The following is a 25,308-nucleotide window of genomic DNA, read 5'->3' on the forward strand; positions in this document are numbered from 1 at the left end:
ATTAAGGTCGCGCAAAGGGGCCACGGAAACCAGTCTATTTGTGCAAGGTCAATTAACACCGAGCCTATCCATGCAACCATGTGTTCTCACGCGCGAAGAATAAGAGAGCCCGCCATGCAACTGGAAAATGCCCTGCTTACCTTTCTCCTGCAACAGCGTGATCTAATTACTGAACATCGTCCGCTCCGCCTGCGTCTTTCTCATCCAACCCAAATTCTCGAAGACGTACTGCTACCGCAGCGCGTGTACGGAACTGAATCTATCTGCGGGGGCCTCGAGTACCGAATCCTTTGTGTCGCGTTGGACGCATATCTGCCCTTAAAAGAACTGATCGCGCTCCCGGTGGCCATCGACTTCGTCACCGACCGAGGTAGTTTGCGTAGCGTGTGCGGCATCGTGACCGAGGCAGCGGCCGGCGATAGCGACGGCGGTTTGGCCAGCTACCAGCTCGTGTTGCGCGATGCGCTGGCGATCCTCGAAAAGCGCGCCAACACGCGCGTCTTCCGCAATAAGAACGAGGTGGAGATCGTAAAGCTGATTCTGGACGAGTGGCGCCAGTCCAATTCCGTTCTCGGCACGTGCTTCGACTACGAGACTGACGAGCTGTTTGACCAGCACGAGTATCCCAAGCGCGAATTCACGATGCAGTACAACGAGTCCGACGCCGCGTTTATCCGTCGCCTGCTGAAGCGCCGCGGCATCGCCTGGTATTTTCGCGCCGATGATGAGTCATCGCCTGCGCATAAGCTGATCATGTTCAACAACGCCGAGAGCATCCAAGCCAACGCCGCCGGCGTCGTGCGCTATCACCGTGACAACGCCACCGAGGAACGCGACAGCATTACTGCCTGGTGTGCTGTCCGTACCCTGCAACCGGGCCGCGTTACGCAGCATAGCTGGGACTACATGAACCCGCAGGGGCGCGACTTCATGACCACCACCGCGGCCAGCGGCGTGGACCAGGGACCGAGCGGCAACGAGATGTCCGCCAGCCTAGACGATTACCTGGTCCAAGCGCCGCATGTCGGCGAGGACCACGAAGACCTGTGCCAGCTGGGACAACTAGCCATGAGTCGGCACGACTACGAGTCAAAATGCTTTCATGGAGAAGGCAGCGTGCGTGATTTGTGTGCGGGCGAGTACTTCACGCTGCTCGGACATCCGGAAATAGACATGCACGCTGAAGCTGAGCGCGACTTTGTCGTGACCTCGCTTCAGGTCGCTGCGTTGAGCAACCTTCCGAAGGGACTAGCCGAACGCGTCGAACGGCTGTTCGCCGGCAGTCGCTGGATGACGTCCCAAACTGATGTGATGGAACGTGCAACAAAAGGTTTAATCCGCACAAAGATCCAGCTTACGGCCGTGCGACGGGGCATCGGAATTGTGCCAGCGTGGGACCCGAGCACAGAGCTACCGAACGCACCGCTTCAGAGTGCGATGGTGGTTGGACCCGAGGGCGAAGAAGTTTATTGCGACTACCTAGGTCGAGTTAAGGTCCGCTTTTCGGGTACTCGCGAGCAAGACCATGCTCACGCGGAAGGTGCGGGTGCATCAAATACTGATCGGGATTCGGCTTGGCTACGTGTTGCTACGAGCTGGGCCGGAAATGGTCCCGGTGCCCAGAACCAGTGCGGCTTCCTCGGGCTCCCACGAATTGGTAGCGAGGTGTTAGTGGCGTTTATCGATGGGAATCCCGATAGGCCAGTGATTGTCGGACAGCTATATAACCATGAGGCCCCGCCTCCGGTATTCAGCGTTGCCGATGCTCTGCCAGGTAACCGATATCTCTCGGGAATTCGAAGTCGCGAAATTGCCGGCGCACGTGGAAACCAACTGTGCTTTGATGACGCCCCCCAGCAATTAAGGGCGCAACTGTCCAGTGACCACGGGCATTCACAACTTAACCTAGGGTTTCTAACTGGTCCGAAGGTGAATGGACAAGGTCAAGAACGTGGTGAGGGTGCTGAGCTATACAGTGAGAATAATGTTGCCGTGAGAGGGCAGTTCGGCGTGTTAATCAGTACGGCAGCGCTTGCCTCGGCTGACTCTCACCAACTCGAAAGAAGTCGAATGACCGAGCTTTTAGAAGGAATTCTAAAGCTTGGAAAGGAGCTTAGCGAAAGAGCAGCTGAAAGAGCAGACGACAAGCGATGTGGCGACCAGTTTGAAACGGCTGCAGCTAATTTGAGAGTTATGCATGAAGCCGCATCACAACTAGTCGCTATCTCCGCCGAAGGAGGTCTCATTGCCGCGACACATGAGGGTCTCTCGATGGGAGCCGCTAAGGACATTGACCTTATTTCGGGCTCGTCAATTACTGCCGTGGCCGGCGAAAGTGCCGCGATACGCACTGTTCGTGATATTTGTATTTATGCGAATGAGGGCTCGATTAAGGCCGCTGCCGCGAGTGGCAAAGTGTCTGTTCAAGCGCAGGGTGGGCAACTTGAGCTCCTTGCACAAAAGGTAGTGGACATTATCAGTAATTCGGATTGGATCACTTTAAAGGCAAAGAAAGGGGTACGAATAAACGGCGGCGGCACTGAGATTGAGTTAAGTCCCGAGGGAATAAAGGGTTACACATCAGGAAAGCACCAGATGCACGCCGCGGTTCACGAAATGCATGCTGGGCAGAGCAAGCATGTTGAATTCCCAGGTGATAAGAAACTCCACAAGGTTTGCGTCCCATGCCTGCTCATCGCGGCACGAGCCCATAGTCCATTCGCGCCATGCAAAAAATGACACCTGTCTACACCTACCTCTTGTTGGACACCGCGATGATTGATAGTAGCTTTCGCAAGGCTTGGATGAGGCGAGAACGAAGAGCTCCATGGGCCGCTCACCTGTACGAGCTCAGCGCACAAGCGGTTACTCCATTGTTAATCGACCTTTCTCGAGCATATAGCTCCAATGAAATAGGCCTTGTGATGATGTATCTGAACTCACGGCGGCCTCAGCTCCACGCGTCCATACTTGAATCGCAATTAACATTATCTGAACTAACCGATCATCTTCAAAGGTGTATGTATTTCGTTTGTGAAGACGGTACAGAGATGACTCTCAGGTTCGCGGATTGCGCGGTCTTGTCGTCCATTCGAATGGTGCTATCGCCTTCCCAATGGGCAACTTCGAGTGCGCCAATCTCGCGTTGGCTTGTGCATGGACGAGACGGGCGGTTAGGGCAGATGTCGAGTGATAGTGGCGTGGGTCCCTCAAAACTCCCACTTCGTCTCAGCGATGATCAAGTCTTCAAGCTCCGGTCCGCCCAGATCCCTGACCAAGTTTTGGAAAATTTGAGGGTATTTCGACTAACTCATCAATGGACTCTTGATGAAGAGACCGAGTTCCGTTTGGTTTGTGACGTGTGTAACCTCTGGCACAGCGCCGGGCACAGCGATTTGGCGACGCTAGTTTTTTTTGCCAAAGCAGCTTTCGATACACAAGGCAAGATCCTCAAGGCTCCGGATATCGATAAGGCTATTTTGCACACCGACATTTCGCTTGTTCGCGAAAATATTCAACGTTTGGTCAACCTTCACATGGAAGAGCGAGGGACGCCGTGACGCGCTGGCGAGGACTAACTATCGGTGCTGCAATCTTGCTGACTTGCGGCCTCATTTATGCCTTCGCCAGTCAGCTTTTCTCTGCAGAGAAATGTCCAATTGACATAGAAGGTTACCAATATTTGCCCAAAGGACAAAGGGTATATGACTTTTATTTGAACACAACCCAAATAGATGTCTCAAGTGAGGGCGGTGGAGTCATATGCTGCATACTCCTTCCACGAAAATGGCGGGCGTCACTCTTCGTAGACGTACGCTGGTCGGTTTGGGATTGGAGTGAAGTTTCGAATGAAGATCTCGGTCGGTCCGATGGCGAGAAGCCTAGGCAATTGGCGATATATCGGGCAAGGGTGCCAGTGGAAAGATATGGTGAGTTGGGCCGCGTCTATGTTCACGTCTTTGAAGGGGGAAGAGTAAGAATAGTGCCGAGCCAATATGGGCCGAGCCACGAGGAAAGCCCTGTAAAGCCCGGTGATCCACTTGCTACTTTTAACGCCACTCAAGGAACGCTGGTGACTGAACTCTTCACAAAAGAAGAGCATGCGTTGCGCGAACGGGAATATAAGGAAAATAGAAAAAAATATGGAGATTGGAGATGATTCCACTAGGTTATGTCCAGCCCGCGACTAATCGGCCGCCTCGACTTTCAATTCACTCAGTTGAAATCTTTCCGTTGGACCCGGCGAGATGTGAAACCAATTTGCAGATCGGCCTGTTTTTCGATGGTACAGGCAACAATCGCCAAAGTGGTATGCCAAAGTTTTCGGATAGCAATGTCTCCAGGCTGTATGATTGTTATCCGCACAGCCGAAAGACGGTATTGCTCGGATCTATGTTCCCGGCGTAGGCACTCGTTTTGATGAGATTGGAGAGCAAAGCGAGGCCTTGCTCGGTTCAGCTTTTGGCCAAGGGTGCGAGTTCGCGAGTACTTTACGCTCTTCTGACGGTTCTCGAGGAAATTCATCGACACGCAATATCTGACTCGGCCTTATTTGGCCGAATACAGAGAATACTGCTTTGCAGCCGGAAAGATGATCTATCGTTACGCGAAAAATTAATTCTGAGCTCTCATGAGCAAGCTGCCGGCCTTTTGGAAACGGAAGATGGCTCGGCGAGGAAGCGATTCCTGCGCAAGGTCTCTAGTCGCCTGAAGAATGAAATGTCGTCCCTCGTCGGTCCCAATTTGAAGCAGTGCGTTGTAGATGTGTTTGGATTTTCCAGAGGAGCAGCCGAAGCCAGGGTCTTCTGTTCTTGGCTGAACGAAGCTTTAGAAAATGGCGAGTTGGCGGGGGTGCCGCTCAATATAAGGTTCCTTGGAATTTACGATACGGTTGCCTCGGCAGGCATTGTTTCATCGATAGTCGCTGGCAGACGCAATGAAACAAAAGGACATGATGGCTGGGCGGCGGCCACGTCGTTGCGCATTTGTCCTCTTGTCAGAAATTGTGTGCATATGGTGGCAATGCACGAGTTCCGAAAGAATTTCCCGCTCGATAAAGTAGACGTTGCGGGAGCGCTTCCAACCGGAACGGTTGAGGTGGCATATCCGGGATGTCATAGTGATTTGGGCGGAGGATATGCACCCGGGGAGCTGGGCGTATCTACCAGTACCACGGCAGAATATGCTGACTCGCTGAAGCTATCACAACTCCCTCTGAACCATATGTTGGAGTGCGCCCGAGCGTGCGGTACTCCATTGAACAAAAAACTAGCAATTGATAGACGAAATGGACGTGATCCTTTCCAAGTAGCTTCGCAGCTTGCAACTGACTTTGATGGCATCTTGAAAAGTATAGGCTCCTCTCCAAAAAGGCTGCTTAGTTGGGGCAACGACTACCTTTCTTGGCGGTGGCATGTACGCAACAGTTACACGCAGCTTAGCCAGTACAAGAATGCGGCTCCCGAAGCACAAAAGTTGATGCTGGAGCAAAACAACAAGTTGATACGTGACGCGAAGCTTCTTTTAGAGCATGCTAATTTGAATATGTCTCGACGGCAGCAGCGTGAGGTTTTGGTGGGAAATTCCGGGGTAAATAATCCAAAAAATGCTCCTTTTTACGCAGGTATTTCCCACTTGGACCCCGTTGGCCGGGCAAAATCCCCCACCCCTGGCCGGGTCAAAATCCCCCACCTCCTGACCGAGTAGCGCTGCTGTAGGCTGGCGGTCCCCGGAGAGCAATCCCGCTGGCAGGACGTAACCTTACCCCTTCGACCATCGAAGGGGAGCATGGAGGGTGAACGTCTTGAAACCAAACAAACGCACCACAGTCGCCACGCTGCTGGCAACCGGCACCAGCCAGCGCGAGATAGCGCGGCTGACCGGGGTGGACCGAAAAACCATCCGCCGCCTGGCGCTGGGCACGACCGGGCCGGAACCAAATTCCCCCACCCTGGCCGCCGGATCAGCGACAGCAAATTCCTCCACCCCGGCCACCGGCGCCCCGCTTGAAATTCCCCCACCCCGGCCACCGGCTCCAGATACCGGCCCGCAGTCCCTGTGCGAACCACACCGTGCCTTCATCGAGGCCCAGCTGCGCCTTCGCCGCAACTACACGGCGATCTATCAGGACCTGGTCGACCAATTCGGCTTCACGGGCCGCTACAACAGCGTCAAGCGCTTCGCCGGCCGTCTGGTGCAGCGCGATCCGGAGCAGTTCGACCGCCTTGAGTTCGCGCCCGGCGAGGAAGCCCAGGTCGACTACGGCGAGGGCGCGCTGACGCGCATCGCCGGCAGCGACCGATACCGGCGGCCACGCCTGTTCGTCATGACCCTGCGTTACTCGCGGCGCTGCTTCCGGCGTGTGGTCTGGAAATCATCGAAGGAAACGTGGGCCCAACTGCACGAGCAGGCCTTCCGGTACTTCGGCGGCACCACGGCCTACGTCGTGCTCGACAACCTCAAGGAAGGCGTCATCAAGCCCGACCTGTACGAACCGGAGCTGAACCCCGTCTACAGGGACGTGCTGGCCCACTACGGCGTCGTCGCCGACCCGGCCAGGGTGCGTGACCCAAACCGCAAGGGTACGGTCGAAAACGCGATCCAGCACACCCAGAGCACCGCGCTCAAGGGACGCCGCTTCGAGACCATCGAGGAGCAGAACGCCTTCCTCGAACAATGGGAAATCAAGTGGGCGGCGCCGCGCATCCACGGCAGCGCAAAGCGCCAGGTCGAGGCCATGTTTCAGGAGGAACGCGCCCACCTCGGCGCGTTGCCGCAGCAGGGCTTCGGCTATTACACCGAGTGCGAGCGCACCGTCGCCGACGACACCTGCATCCGCATCGACCATAGCAGCTACGCGGCGCGCCCGGCGAAGATCGGCAGCCGGGTGCTAGTGCGCCTGTTCGAGCGCCACGTCGAGATCCGCGACCGCTTCACGCTGGCCCTATTGCGCACGCATCCGCGCGCCCAGCGCCCCGGCAGCGTGCTGCTGCCCGACGATGAGCGGCCCTTCAACCCCTCACGCGAAACGCGCCGCATCCTGGCCCAGGCCGGCGACATCGGCGACGCCGCGCTGGCCCTGTGCCAGCAATGGTTCGAGCATGAAGGGCGAGTGGGCCAGCGCAAGCTGCGCGGCGTGGTGGGTCTGGCCAAGCGCTTTCCGCGCCGTCTGATCGACCAGGCTTGCGCCCAGGCTTTGCAGGAGAACGTGCGCAACTACAAGTCGATCAAGGTCCTGACCGAACGCTTGCTGGCGCAGGCGCTGGCCAAGATCGACGCGCCGCTCCAGGCCGAACTGGACCTGCAGCAGCACCATCCACTGATCCGCGAAGGCGAGGACTACGCCGACCTGTTCACGCGCGCGGCGAACGCCAGCGCCGCCATTACACCGACCACGGAGGCACCATGAGCATGAGCATGAACGAAATCGAGCGCGCCCTGCGCGAGCTGCGTCTGTCGGGCATCCGCGCCACTCTCGACACCCGCATCTTGCAGGCCCAAGCCAACCAGGAGCCCTTCCTCGACACCTTCTCGCTGATCCTGCAGGATGAACTGGACCGGCGCCGTTCGCGCCTGATGGAACGGCGCTTCCAGCAAAGCGGACTGGATGAACGGATGTCGCTGGCCGACTTCGACTGGCGTTTCAACCCCAAGCTGCCACGGGCCGCCTGCTTCGAGCTGCACACCCTCAAGTTCGTCGCCGAGGGGCAGAACGCCCTGATCATCGGCAGGCCAGGGACCGGCAAGAGCCACATCGCCAAGGCGGTGGCCTACCAGGCCACGCTGCAGGGGCACAACGTGCGCTACCTGGAGGCCGACGGCGCGTTCGCGGCCTATGCGCTGGGTGGCGATGCCGAACAACGGCAGCAGCTACGTACCTTGATCGACGCCGATCTTCTGGTCCTCGACGATCTGTTCCTGGCGCGCCGTATCGGCGACAAGGCCGGTGAGCTGCTGCAGACGCTAGTGCACCAGCGTTACAAACTCAAGCGCAGCATCGTGGTGACCTCCAACCGGGTCGTGCAGGACTGGGGCAAGTACCTTGGCGACAACACGATGGCGACCACCATCTTGGATCGGCTCATGCACAGGGCGCAGATCCTGGAGTTCGAGGGAAAAAGCTACCGACTGAAGGAGGCAGCGTCGCGGCTTACGCGCTTGACGTCTGCCGACGTCAAGCAGGACTGACAAGGCCGGCGGCAGGAACATGAACTACAATCCGGACTGTCCTGCCTGGGGGAATTTGACCTGGCCAAAGGTGGAGGAATTTAACCTGGCCAACGGGGCACTTGGACTATGAAGCGAGAGCCGTTCTTGAAGATGCATCGCAGACTCCTTTTTCGGCTGATTTTGCTAAGTTCTTTGATCTTTACGTGCATGATTCAATTGCAGGGTTCTCGGGGACGATTGAAGAACCAACAGGATTTTGGCGTTATCGGAAAGGATTTCAGGGGGATGATAACGCTACTTTTGCAGGTGACAGTAATAGTGGAACAAATCAGGTTGCTTAGGTCATCAGACGTAAATACTGGGCATAAAGAGGTAGGGCTACGGAACGGGTGATCCAACAGCAAAGTGAGTTCGTTGTCACTCTAGGCGAATGGACACATCGAATATCCATGTACGGCGGATTTCAATCACGTCGTACTGACGTGCGAGAGATGGCGGGAATACGCCATAGGGACCTTGGCTGGTCACGATTTTTCTCACTGCGTCATCGATAGCGGGTACGCCGCTGGATACCGTGAAAGTGATCTTTTCCACCGTGCCGTCGGCGCGGACTGCAATGGTCACAACCGGGCTGACGTGACGCTGTTTGGCCAAGTCGCGGACCATGTCGAAGGTCATGTTTTTCTCGATCTTTCGGCTCATGGCTTCCGCGTAGAGAACGAGATCGGCGTTCGTATCGGCGCGGCCGAAGAGCCAGCCGCGGCGGAGGGGGCTTACTGTGGGCAGAGGGGAGCGTGACGCGGCGTCGCGCTGGGCGGCTTCCTGGTCGAGTTGCCGGCCGATTGCTTTCAGGCGCTCTTCGCGTTCGGCTTCCTGCTTTGCTTTGTCGCGCAGGGCTTGGTCTTTTTTCGCTTGCTCTAGTCGGGCAGCCTCTTGTCTTGCGGCTTCCTGGCGGGCTGCCTCTTGCTTGACTGCTTCCTGCCGCGCGGCTTCGGTGCGTTCCAGTTCTTGGCGGGCGGCGTCCTGACGCGCTTTTTCGGCTTGCCTGGCCTGTTCCTGGCGAAGCGCTTCCTGACGGGCAAGTTCCTGGCGTTGGGCTTCCAGTTGGGCCTGCTTTGCTTGCTCTAGACGCGCGGCTTCCTGGCGGGCTTTTTCGGCCTGTTTGGCTTGCTCCTGTCGTTGAGCTTCCAGTTGTGCTTGCTTTGCCTGTTCCTGGCGGACGGCCTCCAGTCGCGCGGCCTCGGCGCGCTCCTGCTCTTGTCGCAGTGCCTCGCGGCGCAAGGCCTCCTGCCGGACGAGTTCTTGACGTTCAGCTTCCAGACGGGCGGCTTCGATTTTGGCGGCTTGCTCGGCGCGGGCGGCTTCCAGGCGGAGCTGTTCTTGTCGCGCGGTTTCTCGCTGGGCGGCTGCCATTAGTTCTGTCTGGCGCAAGTTTTCCTGGCGCTGCCTTTCCTGCTCGAGGCCTGCCTGTTCAAGCGCGGCGCGGTCTTGCATTGGCTGTTCGATTGGGTCAGGCGCGGCTTCGCGGGCGGAGCTGGGCGTGGCTGCTTCGCTGGTTTGTGCGGGAGTGTTTTGCGGCACGGGAGCAGCCGGCAGTGGCAGGGCTGACGGCTTTGGCGCAGTAATGACTGGCTCAACGGCCGGCGCTGGAGCAGCGGCTACGGCAGGTTCGGGCTTGGGCAGTGGCGTAGCGGAAGGGGAGACTGCCATTGGGGTCACTGTGCGGCCAATTGTGGGCCTGTCCACTGTGGCGAGGACGGGGTTAGATTTTTCCGCAGCCAAGGGGACCGGAGCCGGCGGGAGCGCGCTGGTGGGCGCAGGGGCGGAGGGTGCGGGACGTACTCGCTCGAGGATGACGTACAGGTCGTCGGCGCCGAGGCGGCGTTGTTTCCAAGGCAGGGCGAGGCCGGGGAGGCCGAATGTCTGGCCTCCAAAGGTCAGGCTCAGGAGCAGTGCGTGGAGCAGCAGGGCGATCAGCAGTGCTGTGCTCATACGCTTGTTGTCGCCCTGGATGTGAAGCCCGATTCTCATCGGTACAGCGTATCATAAGGGCATTGCATATTGATAGAAAAACAAAGGCCTGTGGGGTTTCATGGGCTCTTGGACGTTTGGACTGCAACAGTCACTGCAGGCCGACTTACCAACTAGTTCGTTTTTGGTGAGCTGGAAAAAAGAAGCCCACGCAATGCATGGGCTTCCTTGGTAATTCTGATGAGTCCGATTACACGTCGATATTGCCGGCGCGGAGCGCGTTGGTTTCGATGAAGTTGCGTCGTGGCTCAACGTCGTCGCCCATCAGGGTGGTGAAGATCTGGTCGGCGGCGATGGCGTCTTCGATCTGCACCTTCAGCAGGCGGCGCACGGTTGGGTCCATGGTGGTTTCCCACAGCTGCTCGGGGTTCATCTCGCCCAGACCCTTGTAGCGCTGCTTGGAGACGGTGCGTTCGGCTTCGTCGCGCAGCCATTGCATGGCGTGGTGGAAGTCGACCACGGCGCTTTCCTTGGTGCGCTCGCCTTCGCCGCGGCGGATCACGGCGCCTTCGCCGATCAGGCCGGTGAAGGTGGCGGCGGCGTCGGCCAGTACGCGGTAGTCGGCGCCCTGCACGAAGTCGGCGTCGATGCCGGACACTTTCACGTTACCGTGATGCAGGCGTTCGATACGCAGGGTGTGCTTGTCGGACAGTTCGTCCGTGAACACGCCCACTTTCACGGCCGGGTCGTTGATGTTGGCCGCCAGCGCCCTGGCCGAGGCCTCGGCCGCTTCGGTGGTGGTCAGGTCCAGCGTTACGCCGGTCATGATGGCGGTCAGCGCGGCGCGGTCGATCACGCGGGTCAGGCGGGTCATCACGGCGTTGGCGATGTTGTACTTGTCCGCCAGCGCGGCAAGGGCCTCGCCCTGGATCGGGTCGGCGCCTTCGCGCGGGGTGAGCACGGCGGTGTTCAGCGCCACGTTCATCATGTAGCCCGCTTCTTCCAGGTCGTCCTTCAGGTAGCGCTCGTCGCGGCCGGCCTTCACCTTGTACAGCGGCGGCTGGGCGATGTAGATGTGGCCACGCTCGACCAGCTGCGGCATCTGGCGGTAGAACAGGGTCAGCAGCAGGGTGCGGATGTGGGCGCCGTCGACGTCCGCGTCGGTCATGATGATGATGCGGTGGTAGCGCAGCTTGTCGACGTTGAATTCGTCCGCGCCAATCGAAGTGCCCAGCGTGGCGATCAGGGTGGTGATCTGCTCGGAGCTCAGCATCTTTTCGAAGCGCGCTTTTTCCACGTTCAGCACTTTACCGCGCAGCGGCAGGATGGCCTGGAACTTACGATCGCGGCCTTGCTTGGCCGAGCCGCCTGCGGAGTCACCCTCGACGATGTACAGTTCGGACAGGGCCGGGTCCTTTTCCTGGCAGTCGGCCAGCTTGGCCGACAAGCCCAGGCCGTCCATGATGCCCTTGCGGCGGGTCAGGTCACGCGCCTTGCGGGCCGCTTCACGGGCACGCGCCGCTTCCACGATCTTGCCGCAGATGATCTTGGCGTCGTTCGGCTTCTCCATCAGGAAGTCGGTCAGCGTCTTGGCGACGATTTCTTCCACCGGGCCGCGCACTTCGGAGGACACCAGCTTGTCCTTGGTCTGGGACGAGAACTTCGGCTCCGGCACCTTCACGGACAGCACGCAGGTCAGGCCTTCGCGCATGTCGTCGCCGCTGATTTCGACCTTGGCCTTCTTGGCGAATTCATTCTCGTCGATGTACTTGTTGATCACGCGGGTCATCGCCGCGCGCAGGCCGGTGAGGTGGGTGCCGCCGTCGCGTTGCGGGATGTTGTTGGTGAAGCACAGCACCTGCTCGTTGAAGGCGTCGTTCCATTGCATGGAGACGTCGACCGAGATGTTGGTGCCCTGGTCGGACTGGCGCTCGCCGGTGGCCTGGAACACGGTCGGGTGCAGCACGGTCTTGGCCTTGTTGATGTATTCAACGAAGCCGCGGGTGCCGCCTTCGAACGCAAAGATTTCTTCCTTGCCGGTGCGCTGGTCGGTCAGCTTGATGTTGACGCCGTTGTTCAGGAAGCTCAGCTCGCGGATGCGCTTGGCCAGGATCTCGTAGTGGAATTCCACGTGCGTGAAGATGGTTTCGTCAGCCCAGAAGTGCACGTCGGTGCCGCGCTTGTCGGTCTCGCCGATCACCTTGATCGGGGACACGGCTACGCCGTCGCGCATTTCGAGTTCGCGGTTCTGCGGCACGCCGCGCACGAATTCCATCTGGTGCACTTTGCCGTCGCGGCGGATGGTCACGCGCAGCAGCTTGGACAGCGCGTTCACGCAGCTCACGCCCACGCCGTGCAGGCCGCCCGATACCTTGTAGGAGTTCTGGTCGAACTTGCCGCCGGCGTGCAGCTCGGTCAGCACGATCTCGGCCGCAGAGCGCTTTGGTTCGTGCTTGTCGTCCATCTTCAGGCCGACCGGGATGCCGCGGCCGTTGTCGGTGATGGAGATGGAGTTGTCGCTGTGGATGGTGACGTGGATTTCCGAGCAGTAGCCGGCCAGCGCTTCGTCGATCGAGTTGTCCAGCACTTCGAACACCAGGTGGTGCAGGCCGGTGCCGTCCGAGGTGTCGCCAATGTACATGCCGGGGCGCTTGCGGACCGCTTCCAGACCCTCCAGGATCTGAATCGAGGAGGCGCCGTATTCTTCAGACTTGTTCGGTTGTTCGTTGTGGCTTTCGGACATTGACACTGCTTTCATCAAAAACGTTTACTGGTCGGTTTTGTAGGGCGGACTTTTGATCGGCCGTACAACCAAGTAGAACCCAAGGCGTAAACCTGGTGTCTGCCACGCCGTGGCAGACACCTGCTTTTGGCCGCGGGTTCTTAGATGCGCATTGGCATGACTACGTACTTGAAGTCTGGGTTGTCGGGGATCGAGATCAGGGCGGAGCTGTTGCTGTCGCCGAGGGCTACGTTGATCTGGTCGCACTTCAGGTTGTTCAGCACGTCCAGCAGGTAGGTCACGTTGAAGCCGATGTCGATGTTGTCGCCACCGTAGTCGATTTCCAGCTCTTCCACGGCCTCTTCCTGGTCGGCGTTGGTGGACGAGATCTTCAGCGAGCCCGGGCTGATGATGCAGCGCACGCCCTTGAACTTGTCGCTGGTCATGATGGCGGCGCGCTGCAGGGAGCGCAGCAGCTCGTCGCGGCTGATGGTGAAACCGTTGTTGTAGCCTTTAGGGATCACGCGCGTGTAGTCGGGGAACTTGCCCTCGACCAGCTTGGAGATCAGTTCGATGTCGGCGAACTTCAGCTTCACTTGCGAGGCGGCGATGTCCAGCGACACGGCGTCGTCGGATTCTTCCAGCAGGCGCTGCAGTTCAATGATGGTCTTGCGCGGGATGATCACTTCCTGGCGCTCGAAAGCCTGTTCGGTTTCGACCTGGCAGAAGGCCAGGCGGTGGCCGTCGGTGGCCACGGCGATCACGTTCTTGCCGTCCAGGACCAGCAGCAGGCCGTTCAGGTAGTAGCGGATGTCCTGCTGGGCCATCGCGAAGTGCACCATGTTGAACAGGTGCTTCAGCGTTTTCTGCGGCAGCTCGAAGCTGGCGTTGAAGCTTTCGGCCTGCTGCACGGTCGGGAATTCTTCCGCGGCCAGGGTTTGCAGGGCGAAGCGCGACTTGCCGCTCTGGACGGTCAGGCGCTTGTTGACCAGGGTGATCGAGACGTCGCCGGCTTCCGGCAGGGCGCGCAGGATGTCCAGCAGCTTGCGTGCGGCCACCGTGGTGCCGGTGACATCGGCACCCGAACCGATATCAGCGTGCGTAGTGATCTGTACTTCGGTGTCCGTGGACAGGAACGAGACGCTTTCGCCTTCCTTGCGGATGAGGATATTGGCCAGAATCGGCATAGTGTGCCGACGCTCGACAATACCGCTCACGATCTGCAGTGGCCGGAGAAGCGTATCTCGGGTGGTTTTGACCAGTTGCATAAATATCCTCGAAAAAAGTTGGTACGGTTAATACTTGTTAGCCATGCAGTATAGCAATATTGCTTTACAACCCAAGGCTTGAACCAAGTGTCTGCCACATCGTGGCAGACACTAGATTTTGGCTGGTGGTTCTAAGGAAGCCATCAGCCCTTTAAGGTTTGTTCCAGCACGTGCAACTCGTGATTGCACTCCGGATTCTTGGTGCGGTCCATGGCGATCTTGCGCACGGCGTGCAGCACGGTCGTGTGGTCGCGTCCACCAAACAGTTCGCCGATTTCCGGCAGCGATTTCTGGGTCAGCTCCTTGGCCAAATACATGGCGATCTGGCGCGGACGGGCGATGTTCGCCGGACGGCGCTTCGAATACATATCCGCCACCTTGATATTGAAGAAGTCCGCCACGGTTTTCTGGATGTTTTCCACAGAAATCTGGCGGTTCTGAACGGACAGCAGGTCCTTCAGCGCTTCCTTCACGATATCGATGGTGATGTCCTTGCCGTGGAAGCGCGAGTAGGCCAGGATCTTGCGCAGCGCGCCTTCCAGTTCGCGCACGTTGGAGCGCAGGTGCTTGGCAACAAAGAAGGCCACGTCGTCGCTCAGGGTCACGCCTTCGGACTTCGCCTTCTTCAGCAGAATCGCCACGCGCATTTCCAGTTCGGGCGGTTCGATCGCCACGGTCAGGCCGGAGTCGAAGCGCGAGATCAGGCGGTCGTCCATGCCCGTGATCTCTTTTGGATACGTGTCGGACGTGATGATGATCTGCTTCTTGGCCGCGATCAGCGCTTCGAAGGCGTAGAAGAACTCTTCCTGGGTACGCGATTTGCCGCCGAAGAATTGAATATCGTCGATCAGCAGCATGTCCAGCGAGTGGTAGTAATGCTTGAAGTCGTCGAAGCCCTTGCGCTGGTAGGCGGTCACCACGTCGCGCACATACTGCTCAGCGTGGATGTAGCGGATGCGGGCGCCCGGCTGGTCGGCCATCACCTGGTTGCCGATGGCATGGATCAAGTGGGTCTTACCCAGGCCCACGCCGCCATAGAAGAACAGCGGGTTGTAGGACACGCCCGGATTGTTCGCGACCTGGATAGCGGCAGCACGCGCCAGCTGGTTGGCCTTACCTGTCACGAAGCTTTCAAAGGTCAGGTCGGGATTGATGCGGCTCTGCTCGCGGCCTTTCGGGTTGGCGTACTCGGCGGCGGCGGTCGGCGCGGCGGCCTGGGCCGGCGCTTCGGGACGCATATCGCCCAGCGGACCGGCGATCACGGTCGGCGCAGCCGGTTTCTTGGCGGCGTTCAGGCGCGGGTCGAGCACGAACTGCACTTCGATCGGCTGTTCCCAGTATTGGCAGGCCAGCGCCGTGATGCGGCTGGCAAACTGGGTCTTTACCCAGTCCAGCTTGAACCGGTTTGGCGCAGCAACGCGCAGCTTGCCATTCTCGTAATCGAGGGGGACAAGCGGCTTAATCCAGGCCGTGAATTGTTGCGGCGTCAGCTCAAGCTCCAACTGGGCGGAGCAGGTCTGCCAGAAATTTTCCATGAATCGTCTTAATCTGCAAAAGGTGTGGGAGGGCGTTCTGATCGCCACACGTAACGCGCTATTCTAACCTCGACCGGGCAAGTTATCCACAGGTTAACCGGAATTTTTGCACAACCGTGCAATCTGCTGGGGACGGGGTCAGGCCCGTGGGGCCAGACCCCGGATTGAAGTTCCCGGGTTGACAGGACACACCAAAATGCTGATAATTCAGGGTTCCCCGCCCGTACTCCGTGATTTTTCAGTTTACGATGCGCGGATGAAGCGGGCGATGAGATTGGCCAGCTTGTGCCGAGGATTGTTGGCATAAGTGCGCGAAATGTCATTGGCACCAATATTTAGCGGGACACGCCTGTTCCGATTTTGTATTTTTAAGCGAGACCAACATGAAACGTACTTACCAACCTTCCGTTGTGCGTCGCAAGCGCACCCACGGTTTCCGTTCCCGTATGGCTACCCGTGGCGGCCGTCAAGTCCTGAACGCACGCCGTGCCAAGGGCCGCAAGCGTCTGGCTGTATAAGTCAGTTGCTTGTTGCTGATCGCGTGGAAAGCTGCAACAACAGCTCGACAGGCGAGGGACAACACGACTTCGCACGCGCTCGGCGCATCGTTAAAACGGATGAATTTTCATCCGTTTTTCGTTTGCGCCCGACGCAAAAAAGCGCGCACTTCGTGCTCTACACCCGCCAGAATCAGCTGCCCCATGCGCGGCTGGGTGTAGTCGTTGCCAAAAAGTTTGCGCCCCGCGCGGTCACCCGCAACACGATCAAGCGCGTTACGCGTGAGGCTTTCCGCGTGGCGGGCCTGCCGTCCATCGACTGCGTGGTGCGCCTGGCGCGCCCGGTCAACAAGAAGGACGGCCCCGCCACGACCGCCAGCCTGAAGGCCGAACTGCGCCAGGAAATTGTGCGCCTGTTCGCCTCGCAAAAGAAGCCCCGCCCCGCGCAATGAAAGCCCTGCTGACCGCGCTCGTGCGCTTCTACCAGGTAGCCATCAGCCCGATGCTGGGGCCGCGTTGCCGTTTTTATCCGACCTGTTCGAATTACGCGATCGAGGCGCTGCGCGTGCATGGCGCGGCCAAGGGCAGCTGGCTCACAGCGCGACGCGTCTGCCGCTGCCATCCCTGGAACGCGGGCGGGATCGATCCCGTGCCGCCCAAGAATTCTCCCCATTCAACCGCTTGCGGTTGCAACCATTCCTGACTGTACCCAATGGATATCAATAAACGCACCATCCTGTGGATCGTCTTCGCCGTATCACTGGTCATTCTGTGGAACGACTGGATGGTATCGACCGGCCGGCCGTCCATGTTCAGCCCGGCTCCGCCGAAGACCGCCGCGACTGCGCCGGCCAAGGCTGGCGCCACCGCTGGCACCGTACCCGCTCCCGCTGCGCAAGTCGGAGCTACCGCCGCAGCTCCGGGCGCCGTAACCGCGCCTGCCGCCGCTGCGCCGATCAAGACGGAAATCGTCACCATCACCACCGATGTGATGCGCGCCGATATCGACACCCTGGGCGGCCAGATCAAGCGCCTGGAACTGCTGAAGTATAAGGACGGCTTCGACGAGAACAAGAACCAGGTCCTGTTCAGGCAGGATGGCAAGAATACCTACCTGGGCCAGACCGGCCTGGTGGGCGCGCCTGGCCTGCCGAACCACGCTACAGCCTTCGTGGCCAAGCCGGGTTCGCGCGTGCTGGCTGACGCCAATCAGGTGCAACTGGTGCTGGAAGCGGAGCAGGGCGGCGTGAAGCTGACCAAGACCTTCACCTTCAAGCGCGGCGACTACACCGTCGACGTGCGCCATGACGTGACCAATATCGGCACCGCGCCGATCACGCCGGAGCTGTACATGCAGCTGGTCCACGACGGCAACAAGCCGGAAGGCTCGACCTGGTTCAACCAGAGCTTCACCGGCCCGATCGTGTACACCCCGGAAGCGAAGTACGAGAAGCTGTCGTTCGAGAAGGTCGAGAAGGAAGACGCGCACCAGAAGGAAAGCCCGGGCAAGCCGTTCACGCCTGACCATGCCGTGAAGTCGGATTCCGGCTGGGTGGCGATTGCGCAGCACTTCTTCGTGTCCGCCTTCGTCCCGCAGGACAAGCTGACCCGCAATATCTTCACCAAGAAGGAAGGCGACAACCTGTACTCCGTGGGCGTGGTGCAGCCGCTGGGCACCCTGGCGCCGGGCGCCACCGTGTCGAACTCCGCCAAGCTGTACTCCGGCCCGCAGGACGAGAAGTCCATGGCAGCCGTGACCCCAGGCCTGGAACTGGTGAAGGACTACGGCAAGCTGGCCATCGTCGCCAACCCGATCTGGTGGGTGATCGAGAAGATCCACGGCGTGCTGGGTAACTGGGGCTGGACCATCATCGCCTTTACCATCCTGATCAAGCTGCTGTTCTTCCCGCTGTCCGCGGCAAGCTTCCGCTCCATGGCCAAGATGAAGCTGGTCACGCCGAAGATGACGGCCATCCGCGAGCGTCACAAGAACGACCCGCAGAAGATGAACCAGGAAATGATGCAGCTGTATAAGACCGAGAAGATCAATCCTCTCGGCGGCTGCCTGCCTATCCTGGTGCAGATGCCGGTGTTTATCGCCTTGTACTGGGTGCTGAACGCGTCGGTCGAAATGCGCGGCGCACCGTGGGCCCTGTGGATCCACGACCTGACCAAGCCTGACCCTTACTTCGTGCTGCCGGTGCTGTACGCGATCTCGATGTACGTGACCACCCGCCTGAACCCGCAGCCGGCCGATCCGGCCCAGGCCAAGATGATGCTGTTCATGCCGCTGGCATTCTCGGTCATGTTCTTCTTCTTCCCGGCCGGCCTGGTGCTGTACTGGGTGGTGAACAACGTGCTGTCGATTGCACAACAGTGGGTCATCACCAAGAAGTTCACGGACGGCGCGGCGAAATAAGCTTTCGCGCTGTTGCCAAAAAAGCCCGTGCGAGCCACGGGCTTTTTTTTAAACCCACGGCACGAAACAGGTGTCTGCCACGATGTGGCAGACACCAGGGTTACGCCTCTGGTTTTTAAATTAGAATTCGACCATGAATCTTGACTCCTCCCCCATCGCCGCCATCGCGACCGCCCCCGGCCGCGGCGGCATCGGCGTCGTGCGCGCCTCCGGCAAGAATTTGAAGGGCCTGGCGTCCGCGCTGTTCGGCGAGGCCGCGCTGAAGCCGCGTCACGCCACCTACATCCCCTTCACCCAGGCGGACGGCAGCATCATCGACCAGGGCATCGCGATCTACTTCAAGGGTCCGAACTCCTATACCGGCGAGGACGTGCTGGAGCTGCAGGGCCACGGCGGCCCGATCGTGCTGCAACTGCTGCTGCAGCGCGTGCTGGAAGCCGGCGCCGAATCCGGCCTGCGCCTGGCCGAGCCGGGCGAGTTCACGCGCCGCGCTTATATGAACGACAAGCTGGACCTGGCCCAGGCCGAAGCGGTGGCCGACCTGATCGACGCGTCCACCGAAGCGGCGGCGAAATCGGCCAGCGCCTCGCTGTCCGGCGCCTTCTCCAAAACCATCCACGAACTGGTGGACCGCGTGACCCACCTGCGCATGCTGGTCGAAGCCACGCTCGACTTCCCGGAAGAGGAAATCGACTTCCTCGAAAAGTCGGACGCGCGTGGCCAGTTGAAAGGCATCGTGGAAGCGCTGGACCATGTGTTCCGCCAGGCTTCGCAGGGCGCGCTGCTGCGCGAGGGCCTGAACGTGGTGCTGGTGGGGCAGCCGAACGTTGGCAAGTCGTCACTGCTGAACGCACTGGCAGGCGCGGACGTGGCCATCGTCACACCGATCGCCGGCACCACGCGCGACAAGGTCAGCGAGACCATCCAGATCGAAGGCATCCCGCTGAACATCATCGACACCGCAGGCATCCGCTCGCACGATGAAACGGTGGATGTGGTGGAGCGCATCGGCATCGAGCGCACCTGGGGCGAAGTGGGCAAGGCAGACGTGATCCTGCACATGCTGGATGCAGACCAGGGCCCGACCCGCGCCGATGAAGCGATCGTCGCCGGCTTCCCGGAAGGCGTGCCGGTGCTGCGTATCTGGAACAAGATCGACCTTTCGGGCCACAAGCCTTCGGTGGATCGGATGGAGGATGCGACGCACATCTATCTGTCCGCGCATGATCATATTGGCATCGACCTGCTGCGCACGGAGCTGCTGCGCATCGCCGGCTGGCAGCAGACGGGCGAGTCGCTGTACCTGGCGCGCGAGCGTCACCTGATCGCGCTGAAAAACGCGGCCCGCCATCTCGATATCGCCGGCCAGCATGCGGCGCAGACGGACCAGTCGCTGGATCTCTTTGCCGAAGAACTGCGGCTGGCGCAGACGCAGCTTTCCACCATTACCGGTGCGTTCTCTTCTGACGATTTGCTGGGCGTGATCTTCTCGCGCTTCTGCATCGGCAAATAGACCCAAACCAGAAGCTGGTGTCAGGCACTGAAGTGCCGGACACCTGATCGAAGTCCGCGGCTACAAGCAGGTGTCTGGCACTTTAGTGCCAGCCACCAGCCTCTATCGGTTTACCGCTTTCAATAAAAAAATAATTTCCCACTCTCTGCCAAACGGCAGTGTTGGTTTTGTGTGCGTTGGCGCACGATGGGCTTCCAAACCACCTGATTTAATCCTGCTATTATTTGTTCAGGCAAAACGAAACTTTGCCCGCGGCTACCGGCGTTCTTGATGTCGCTCATATCCGCCGCGGCAAGTTGCACTAAGCTGGGATCAGGGTCTCGAAAGGGGAACATCGTGGAACCGACACAAGACACAACGCCGACCGAAGTCGCCTTGCCCGCGACGGCCGCTGCGCCGCGCACCAGGCAGTCCTTGCCGCCCAAGGGCTCCTGCTGGTATTGCGAAAAACCCCTCGATAGCGTGCGCCGCTTCTGCGGCAAGGAATGCGCCGACTCCTTCGACGAAGAAGCAGAATACGAGCGGTAAACAGTTTTAGGCTAAAAGATTTTCAGCGCGCCGAATAGAGCGCGTCCAGAGCCGTCTCGAAATCGAAGGCGTGTGCGGCGGCAGCAACCGCCTCGTAAGCCGTCACTCCCAGCGCGGCAGCAAGCAGGCCGGCATGCTGCTCCACCAGATCGATCGCCGCACCATCCCCCTCATTCAGCAGGAAGGACAGCTTGTGCAGCAGTTCGTGCAGGTTGATCGGGCCATCTTCATTTTCGCTTTCCTCTTCCGACGGCAGTTCCGGCAGCACGCGCTCGATGGCGACCGCCAGTCGCTTGATCGCGTCATCGAGGAAGGGGAGGAGGGTGGAGATGTCGGTGCCCGCCGCCAGGGCGTTCTCCAGCAGCACGGAAAGGTCATGCACCTGCTGCGCGCCGATCAGGCCCGCCGACCCTTTCAGCAAATGGGCCTCGCGCTGCGCCTGGGTGCGGTCGCCCGCCTGCAGCATCAGCGTCATGCGCGGCACGGAGCCGCTGTAATCGATCAGAAAGCGCTGCAGGATCTGCCGGTATAGCCCGCGTTTGCCCATCAGACGGCCCAGGCCGTCCTCGGTATCGAGGCAGCGGCGGATCGGGGCGTCGGGTACTTGCTTGCTCATGGGGAACACGATAGCAGAGCGCCCCGAAACGGGTCTAGCTTTTGACACCTTATTTTGTGGTGAACGACCAGTTACGCGACACCGCCACCGAATCCACGGTGCCGCTGAAGCTCACGTCATACGTGGTGCCGGCGCGCAGCGTTGTCAGCGGAATAATAGCGGCGGCGGAGGTTGGCGTCTCCGTGTCGGTGGCGCGCGAAAGCAGGCGCACCGTGAGGTCGGAGGTGGCGCCGCGCTGGCGCACGGTGAAGCTGGTCACGCGCAGCTGCGCAGTGATGTCGGCGTGCACGCTGATCGGATAGCCGACTTCGTTCTGGTTCGGCACCGGGTCCGGCGACTCGTTATCGCTGAAGAAGCTGGTGGGCACGCCGGTCTGGCCGGTGGCGGGATAGTTGGCGACATTGCCACGTCCCACGCCGGCGCCATAGCCGTTGATGGCCGCCAGGTCGGCGGTGAAGTAGGTGTAGTTGTTATTGTTGGTGGAGGCGCCTGTGCCCATCTCCTTGAACACCGGCTCGAACACGACGAAGCGGTGGTAGATGGCGGCGATCAGTTCTTCTGCGTGATAGAAGCCGCTGCGGTCGGAGGCCGCCGAAATCACTTCGCCATAGGCGTAGGGCTGCACCAGCGTGTAGCCGGCGGCGGCCAGGCGGTCGCTCAGCTCCATGCCGGTGAAGCCGGGATTGCCCGGGGTCTGGCTGTGCACCACCGTATTATTCAGGCGCAGGTAGTTCGAGTGGCCGGCGGCCGCCGTATCGATGCGGCTGTTGCGCGTGAGCGTGGAGAGGCCGATCTGGTTGCGGCGATAGTTGAACCAGTTGAAACCGTCGGTGGCGGTGTCGCCGGTGGCCGTGGGCGCGCCGGGCTGGGTAGGCGTTGGAGTCGGCGTAGTGGGCGGGGTGACAGCGTCATTGCTGCCGACGGTGGGACCACCGCCGCCACCTCCACCACAGGCGGTCAACAGTGCGGCCAGCACACAGGCCGGGAGCGTAGTATTCAAACGCATGGTGGGCTCCGGAAAAATCGCCGGACAGACGAGCCGGCCATTCCCCGATTCTATGCCAATTTCCCTGGGGATGCGGTTCCGTTACGTCTTAGTTACATTTGGTTGGTAGAGGTAAAATAGACCATTCCAATCCACCATCATTGCCATATTTTGAACACCCTTCGACAACAGCGCCTGCAGCGCGCCAAGTTCGCCTTGCCCAGCTCGGTCACCCTGCTGTCGATTGCCTGCGGCTTTGCCAGCATCGTGATCTCGGTCGACAACGCCTACCTGGGCTTCGCGCAGGACTACCGCCTGTCCGCCTTCCTGCTGGTGCTGGCCGGGATCTTCGATGCGCTGGACGGCTTCGTCGCGCGCGCCACCGGCACCAGTTCCGAGTTCGGCGTGCAGCTCGACTCGATTGCGGACGTGATGAACTTCGGCTGCGCGCCGGCGGTGCTGCTGTACTGCTGGGGCTTCGTGCAGATCGGCCCCTTTGACCCGACGCTGCTGCGGGCGGGGGGTATTGCCGCCTTCTTCTTCGTCGCCTGCGGCGCCCTGCGCCTGGCGCGCTTCAATGTGAATGTGGGGCGCACCGATCCCAAGTACTTTGTCGGCATGCCGATCACGGCGGGCGCCGCCTGCGTGGCCTCGGTGGTGGTGTGCTGGCCGGAGTATCCGGACACGGCGCTGGAAGGCTACCTGGTCGTCGCGCTGTTATTCGCGATAGGCAGCCTGATGGTATCGACGGTGCGCTTCCCCAGCTCCAAGCAAAAGAAAAGCAAGGCCGCCCTCGTCATACTGGCCGTAAACCTCGGCCTGCTGGTCTGGCTCCGGTTCAACTACTTCGTCCTCTTCTTCCTGCTCTACATCACCGGCACGCTGCTGCTCAACATCGCCTGGAAAAACGGCTGGCGCGGCATCGCCCCACCCCAAGTCTTCCCCGACGATTGAAAAAGGGGTCAGGCACTAAATGTTACATGGGCTCGCTTTGCAAGCGAGCCCATGTAACATTTAGTGCCTGACCCCTTTAAATTAAGCGACTTCGTGGCCGCGGGCGGCGCGGAGGATTTCGAACCACTGCGTGCGGCTGAGCTGGAATTTGGTGGCTTCGACGGCGACTTGCACGCCTTCGATGCGGCCGGTGCCCGTCAGCGGGACGGGCTTGCACGGCAGCTGCATGATCCACGCGAACACCACGCTGGCGAACGGCTTGCCCAGTTCGTCCGCGATTTCCTTGATCTTCAGGCGCAGGCGCTCGCTGGCGGCGTCGCCTTCGGAGAACAGGCGGCCGCCGGCAAGCGGGGGACCAGATCATCGGCTGGATGCCCTTGTCCTGCAGGCCGTCGAAAGTCTCATCCCACATCGGATCGAGGTGCAGCGGTGAAAACTCAACCTGGTTGGTGGCCAGCGCGATGCGCTTGTGCAGCATCTCGAACTGATGGCGCGAGAAGTTCGATACGCCAAATTCCTTCACCTTGCCTTCAGCATGCAGCGTGCTGAAGATGTTGGCCACTTCGTCGAAATCCATCAGCGGGTCCGGGCGGTGAATCAGCAGCAGGTCCAGGTAGTCCGTGCGCAGTTCCTTCAGCGAATTCTCCACCGAGGCGCGGATGTGGGCCGCGCTGGTGTCGTAATGCTGGATGGTGTGCGCGGGACGGCGCGAGGATTTCAGCTTGATGCCGCACTTGCTCACCAGCTGGATCTGGTCGCGCAGCGACGGCTTCAGTGCCAGCGCTTCGCCGAACAGTCCCTCCACGCCATAGCCGCCGTAGATATCCGCATGATCGAAGCTGGTCACGCCCAGCTCGATGCATTGCTCGATGAAGGCCAGGCGCTGTTCAGGCGCCAGGTTCCATTCGGTCATGCGCCACATGCCCGCCACGATGGGCGACAGATTGAGTTTGTTCATTTGGTTTATTTGAGCCAGAGTCGGATCGAGTCCCACGCGCGGCCGAAGATGGACGCCTGCTCCACCGTTTCCAGCGCCACCACCGGCAGTTCCAGCAGCGGTTTGCCATCGACCATCATCTTCAGCGAGCCGACTTTCGAGTTCTCGGCCACCGGCGCCACCAGCGGATCCTTGCGCTCCAGCACAGGCTTCATCTTGGCGGCCACGCCCTTCGGCACGGTGACCAGGATGTCCTGTTTGAAGCCGATCTTCATGCTGCTCTTCGAACCCTTCCACACTTCCGGCGTCTGGATCGCCTGGCCCTTGGAGTAGAGCTTGACGGTGTCGAAGTTCTGGAAGCCCCAGTTCAGCAGCTTCTGGCTTTCCTGGGTGCGGGCCGAGTCCGACGTCGTGCCCATCACCACCGAAATCAGGCGGCGGTCGATATTGCCGGCCGGGCGGTGTGCGGAAGCGACCATGCAGAAACCGGCAGCGTCGGTGTGGCCGGTTTTCATGCCGTCGACGGTCGGGTCCAGCCACAGCAGGCGGTTGCGGTTCTGCTGCTTGATGCGGTTGTAGGTGAACTCTTTCACCGAGTCGATCTTGTAGAACTCGGGGTAGTCCTGGATCACGTGGCGCGCCAGCACGGAGAGGTCCTGCGCCGTGGTGTAGTTCTCCGGCGACGGCAGGCCGTGCGGATTGGCGAAGTGGGTATTGGTCAGGCCCATGCGCTGGGCTTCGCGGTTCATCAGGGTGACGAAGGTCGCTTCGTCGCCGGCCACCGCTTCGGCCAGCGCCACGGCAGCGTCATTCCCGGACTGCACCATCAGGCCGTACAACAGGTCGTTGATCGATACCGGCACGGCGGGGTCGATGAACATCTTCGAGCTGGAGGCGTCCACCTTCCACGCTTTCACGGAAACGTTCACCTTCTGGTCGAGGGCGAGCTTCTTGTCCTTGACCGCCTGGAAGGTCAGGTAGGCGGTCATGATCTTGGTCAGCGATGCCGGCTCCACGCGCGCGTTCGGATCCTGGGAAGCGATGATCTGGCCGCTGGTTGCGTCCAGCAGCAGCCAGGACTTCGCAGCGACGGTTGGAGGAGGCAGGGTCTGCGCCACGGCAGACGTCATGAGCATGACACTGGTAGCCAGTGCCGCGAGAATTTTTTTCATAATCGGAATGTAGGGCGGACCA

Annotated in this window: 23 protein-coding genes and 1 pseudogene; 15 read left to right on the forward strand and 9 right to left on the reverse strand. The window is 60.0% G+C overall.

The genetic code is table 11. From position 1 onward, the window contains the following. Nucleotides 1-114 precede the first annotated feature (114 nt). The 8 genes and pseudogenes from ACHMW6_RS36005 to ACHMW6_RS36040 all read left to right on the forward strand — a co-directional run bounded on the left by ACHMW6_RS36005 (nucleotide 115) and on the right by ACHMW6_RS36040 (nucleotide 8,510). Complete coding sequence (locus ACHMW6_RS36005; protein WP_395404540.1) at nucleotides 115-2,739, forward strand: type VI secretion system Vgr family protein; 2,625 nt, start codon at nucleotides 115-117, stop codon at nucleotides 2,737-2,739. Continuing rightward, nucleotides 2,736-3,110: pseudogene (locus ACHMW6_RS36010) on the forward strand (DUF4123 domain-containing protein); the annotation flags it as partial. The gene ACHMW6_RS36005 and the pseudogene ACHMW6_RS36010, both read left to right, overlap by 4 nt. Before the next feature lie 90 nt (nucleotides 3,111-3,200). Next, nucleotides 3,201-3,560, forward strand: coding sequence for a hypothetical protein (locus ACHMW6_RS36015; RefSeq protein ID WP_395408807.1), 360 nt, complete (start codon nucleotides 3,201-3,203; stop codon nucleotides 3,558-3,560). Continuing rightward, nucleotides 3,557-4,159 carry a DUF3304 domain-containing protein gene (locus ACHMW6_RS36020; protein ID WP_395404542.1) on the forward strand — a complete coding sequence of 201 codons (603 nt, stop codon included), beginning with the start codon at nucleotides 3,557-3,559 and terminating at the stop codon, nucleotides 4,157-4,159. The genes ACHMW6_RS36015 and ACHMW6_RS36020 overlap by 4 nt, the downstream gene beginning before the upstream one ends. A 560-nt stretch (nucleotides 4,160-4,719) precedes the next feature. Next, nucleotides 4,720-5,706 carry a phospholipase effector Tle1 domain-containing protein gene (locus tag ACHMW6_RS36025; protein ID WP_395404544.1) on the forward strand — a complete coding sequence of 329 codons (987 nt, stop codon included), beginning with the start codon at nucleotides 4,720-4,722 and terminating at the stop codon, nucleotides 5,704-5,706. 88 nt (nucleotides 5,707-5,794) lie between these two features. Further along, nucleotides 5,795-7,408: an IS21 family transposase gene (istA, locus tag ACHMW6_RS36030; RefSeq protein ID WP_395400544.1), complete on the forward strand. Its 1,614-nt coding sequence runs from the start codon at nucleotides 5,795-5,797 to the stop codon at nucleotides 7,406-7,408. A gap of 2 nt (nucleotides 7,409-7,410) precedes the next feature. Next, nucleotides 7,411-8,187, forward strand: coding sequence for an IS21-like element helper ATPase IstB (istB, locus tag ACHMW6_RS36035; RefSeq protein ID WP_395408548.1), 777 nt, complete (start codon nucleotides 7,411-7,413; stop codon nucleotides 8,185-8,187). A 101-nt stretch (nucleotides 8,188-8,288) separates the two neighbouring features. Next, nucleotides 8,289-8,510, forward strand: a complete 222-nt coding sequence (locus ACHMW6_RS36040; protein ID WP_395404546.1) for a hypothetical protein — start codon at nucleotides 8,289-8,291, stop codon at nucleotides 8,508-8,510. 76 nt (nucleotides 8,511-8,586) lie between these two features. Here the strand turns inward: ACHMW6_RS36040 and ACHMW6_RS36045 are convergent, their stop codons facing one another. From ACHMW6_RS36045 to dnaA, 4 genes are all read right to left on the reverse strand, one after another. Then, a complete protein-coding gene (locus ACHMW6_RS36045) occupies nucleotides 8,587-9,663 on the reverse strand; it encodes a TonB C-terminal domain-containing protein (protein ID WP_395404548.1) in 1,077 nt (358 codons plus the stop codon). Nucleotides 9,664-10,390: 727 nt separating this feature from the next. Next, nucleotides 10,391-12,883, reverse strand: coding sequence for a DNA topoisomerase (ATP-hydrolyzing) subunit B (gyrB, locus tag ACHMW6_RS36050; protein ID WP_395404550.1), 2,493 nt, complete (start codon nucleotides 12,881-12,883; stop codon nucleotides 10,391-10,393). Nucleotides 12,884-13,023: 140 nt separating this feature from the next. Then, nucleotides 13,024-14,130, reverse strand: coding sequence for a DNA polymerase III subunit beta (dnaN, locus tag ACHMW6_RS36055; protein WP_395404552.1), 1,107 nt, complete (start codon nucleotides 14,128-14,130; stop codon nucleotides 13,024-13,026). A 143-nt stretch (nucleotides 14,131-14,273) separates the two neighbouring features. Beyond that, entirely contained in the window at nucleotides 14,274-15,665 is a 1,392-nt protein-coding gene (gene dnaA, locus ACHMW6_RS36060; protein WP_395404555.1) for a chromosomal replication initiator protein DnaA, read from the reverse strand. A gap of 383 nt (nucleotides 15,666-16,048) precedes the next feature. Here dnaA and rpmH point away from each other — a divergent pair, with 383 nt between their 5' ends. The 5 genes from rpmH to mnmE all read left to right on the forward strand — a co-directional run bounded on the left by rpmH (nucleotide 16,049) and on the right by mnmE (nucleotide 20,094). Further along, the gene (rpmH, locus tag ACHMW6_RS36065) at nucleotides 16,049-16,183 is read left to right on the forward strand and encodes a 50S ribosomal protein L34 (protein ID WP_395404557.1); all 135 of its coding nucleotides are present in this window, start codon (nucleotides 16,049-16,051) and stop codon (nucleotides 16,181-16,183) included. Between the two features lie 23 nt (nucleotides 16,184-16,206). Continuing rightward, the gene (gene rnpA, locus ACHMW6_RS36070) at nucleotides 16,207-16,614 is read left to right on the forward strand and encodes a ribonuclease P protein component (protein WP_395404559.1); all 408 of its coding nucleotides are present in this window, start codon (nucleotides 16,207-16,209) and stop codon (nucleotides 16,612-16,614) included. Beyond that, nucleotides 16,611-16,865 (forward strand): membrane protein insertion efficiency factor YidD, encoded by a 255-nt coding sequence (gene yidD / locus ACHMW6_RS36075; protein ID WP_395404561.1) that lies wholly within the window; start codon nucleotides 16,611-16,613, stop codon nucleotides 16,863-16,865. Before rnpA ends, yidD begins: the two co-directional genes overlap by 4 nt. A gap of 9 nt (nucleotides 16,866-16,874) precedes the next feature. Further along, entirely contained in the window at nucleotides 16,875-18,581 is a 1,707-nt protein-coding gene (gene yidC / locus ACHMW6_RS36080) for a membrane protein insertase YidC (protein WP_395404563.1), read from the forward strand. A 133-nt stretch (nucleotides 18,582-18,714) separates the two neighbouring features. Continuing rightward, the gene (gene mnmE, locus ACHMW6_RS36085) at nucleotides 18,715-20,094 is read left to right on the forward strand and encodes a tRNA uridine-5-carboxymethylaminomethyl(34) synthesis GTPase MnmE (protein ID WP_395404565.1); all 1,380 of its coding nucleotides are present in this window, start codon (nucleotides 18,715-18,717) and stop codon (nucleotides 20,092-20,094) included. Nucleotides 20,095-20,213: 119 nt separating this feature from the next. Here mnmE and ACHMW6_RS36090 read toward each other — a convergent pair whose 3' ends face one another. Beyond that, nucleotides 20,214-20,375, reverse strand: coding sequence for a hypothetical protein (locus tag ACHMW6_RS36090; RefSeq protein WP_395404567.1), 162 nt, complete (start codon nucleotides 20,373-20,375; stop codon nucleotides 20,214-20,216). A 55-nt stretch (nucleotides 20,376-20,430) separates the two neighbouring features. On the opposite strand from ACHMW6_RS36090, the gene ACHMW6_RS36095 reads away from it, so the two are divergent. Then, a complete protein-coding gene (locus ACHMW6_RS36095) occupies nucleotides 20,431-20,622 on the forward strand; it encodes a hypothetical protein (protein WP_395404569.1) in 192 nt (63 codons plus the stop codon). Between the two features lie 22 nt (nucleotides 20,623-20,644). On the opposite strand, the gene ACHMW6_RS36100 is transcribed toward ACHMW6_RS36095, so the two are convergent. Together ACHMW6_RS36100 and ACHMW6_RS36105 are read right to left on the reverse strand one after the other, a co-directional pair. Continuing rightward, the gene (locus ACHMW6_RS36100; protein ID WP_395404571.1) at nucleotides 20,645-21,238 is read right to left on the reverse strand and encodes an Hpt domain-containing protein; all 594 of its coding nucleotides are present in this window, start codon (nucleotides 21,236-21,238) and stop codon (nucleotides 20,645-20,647) included. 49 nt (nucleotides 21,239-21,287) lie between these two features. Continuing rightward, entirely contained in the window at nucleotides 21,288-22,244 is a 957-nt protein-coding gene (locus tag ACHMW6_RS36105) for a CAP domain-containing protein (protein ID WP_395404572.1), read from the reverse strand. Between the two features lie 150 nt (nucleotides 22,245-22,394). On the opposite strand from ACHMW6_RS36105, the gene pssA reads away from it, so the two are divergent. After that, nucleotides 22,395-23,177, forward strand: a complete 783-nt coding sequence (gene pssA / locus ACHMW6_RS36110) for a CDP-diacylglycerol--serine O-phosphatidyltransferase (protein WP_395404574.1) — start codon at nucleotides 22,395-22,397, stop codon at nucleotides 23,175-23,177. Between the two features lie 76 nt (nucleotides 23,178-23,253). Here the strand turns inward: pssA and ACHMW6_RS36115 are convergent, their stop codons facing one another. Then, nucleotides 23,254-24,135 carry an aldo/keto reductase family oxidoreductase gene (locus ACHMW6_RS36115; RefSeq protein ID WP_395404576.1) on the reverse strand — a complete coding sequence of 294 codons (882 nt, stop codon included), beginning with the start codon at nucleotides 24,133-24,135 and terminating at the stop codon, nucleotides 23,254-23,256. 5 nt (nucleotides 24,136-24,140) lie between these two features. Continuing rightward, nucleotides 24,141-25,286, reverse strand: a complete 1,146-nt coding sequence (locus ACHMW6_RS36120) for a D-alanyl-D-alanine carboxypeptidase family protein (protein WP_395404578.1) — start codon at nucleotides 25,284-25,286, stop codon at nucleotides 24,141-24,143. Nucleotides 25,287-25,308: the final 22 nt, after the last annotated feature.

Origin of the sequence: Pseudoduganella sp. UC29_106, from assembly GCF_044055365.1 — a bacterium.
In the GTDB taxonomy this organism is placed as follows: Bacteria; Pseudomonadota; Gammaproteobacteria; order Burkholderiales; family Burkholderiaceae_D; genus Rugamonas.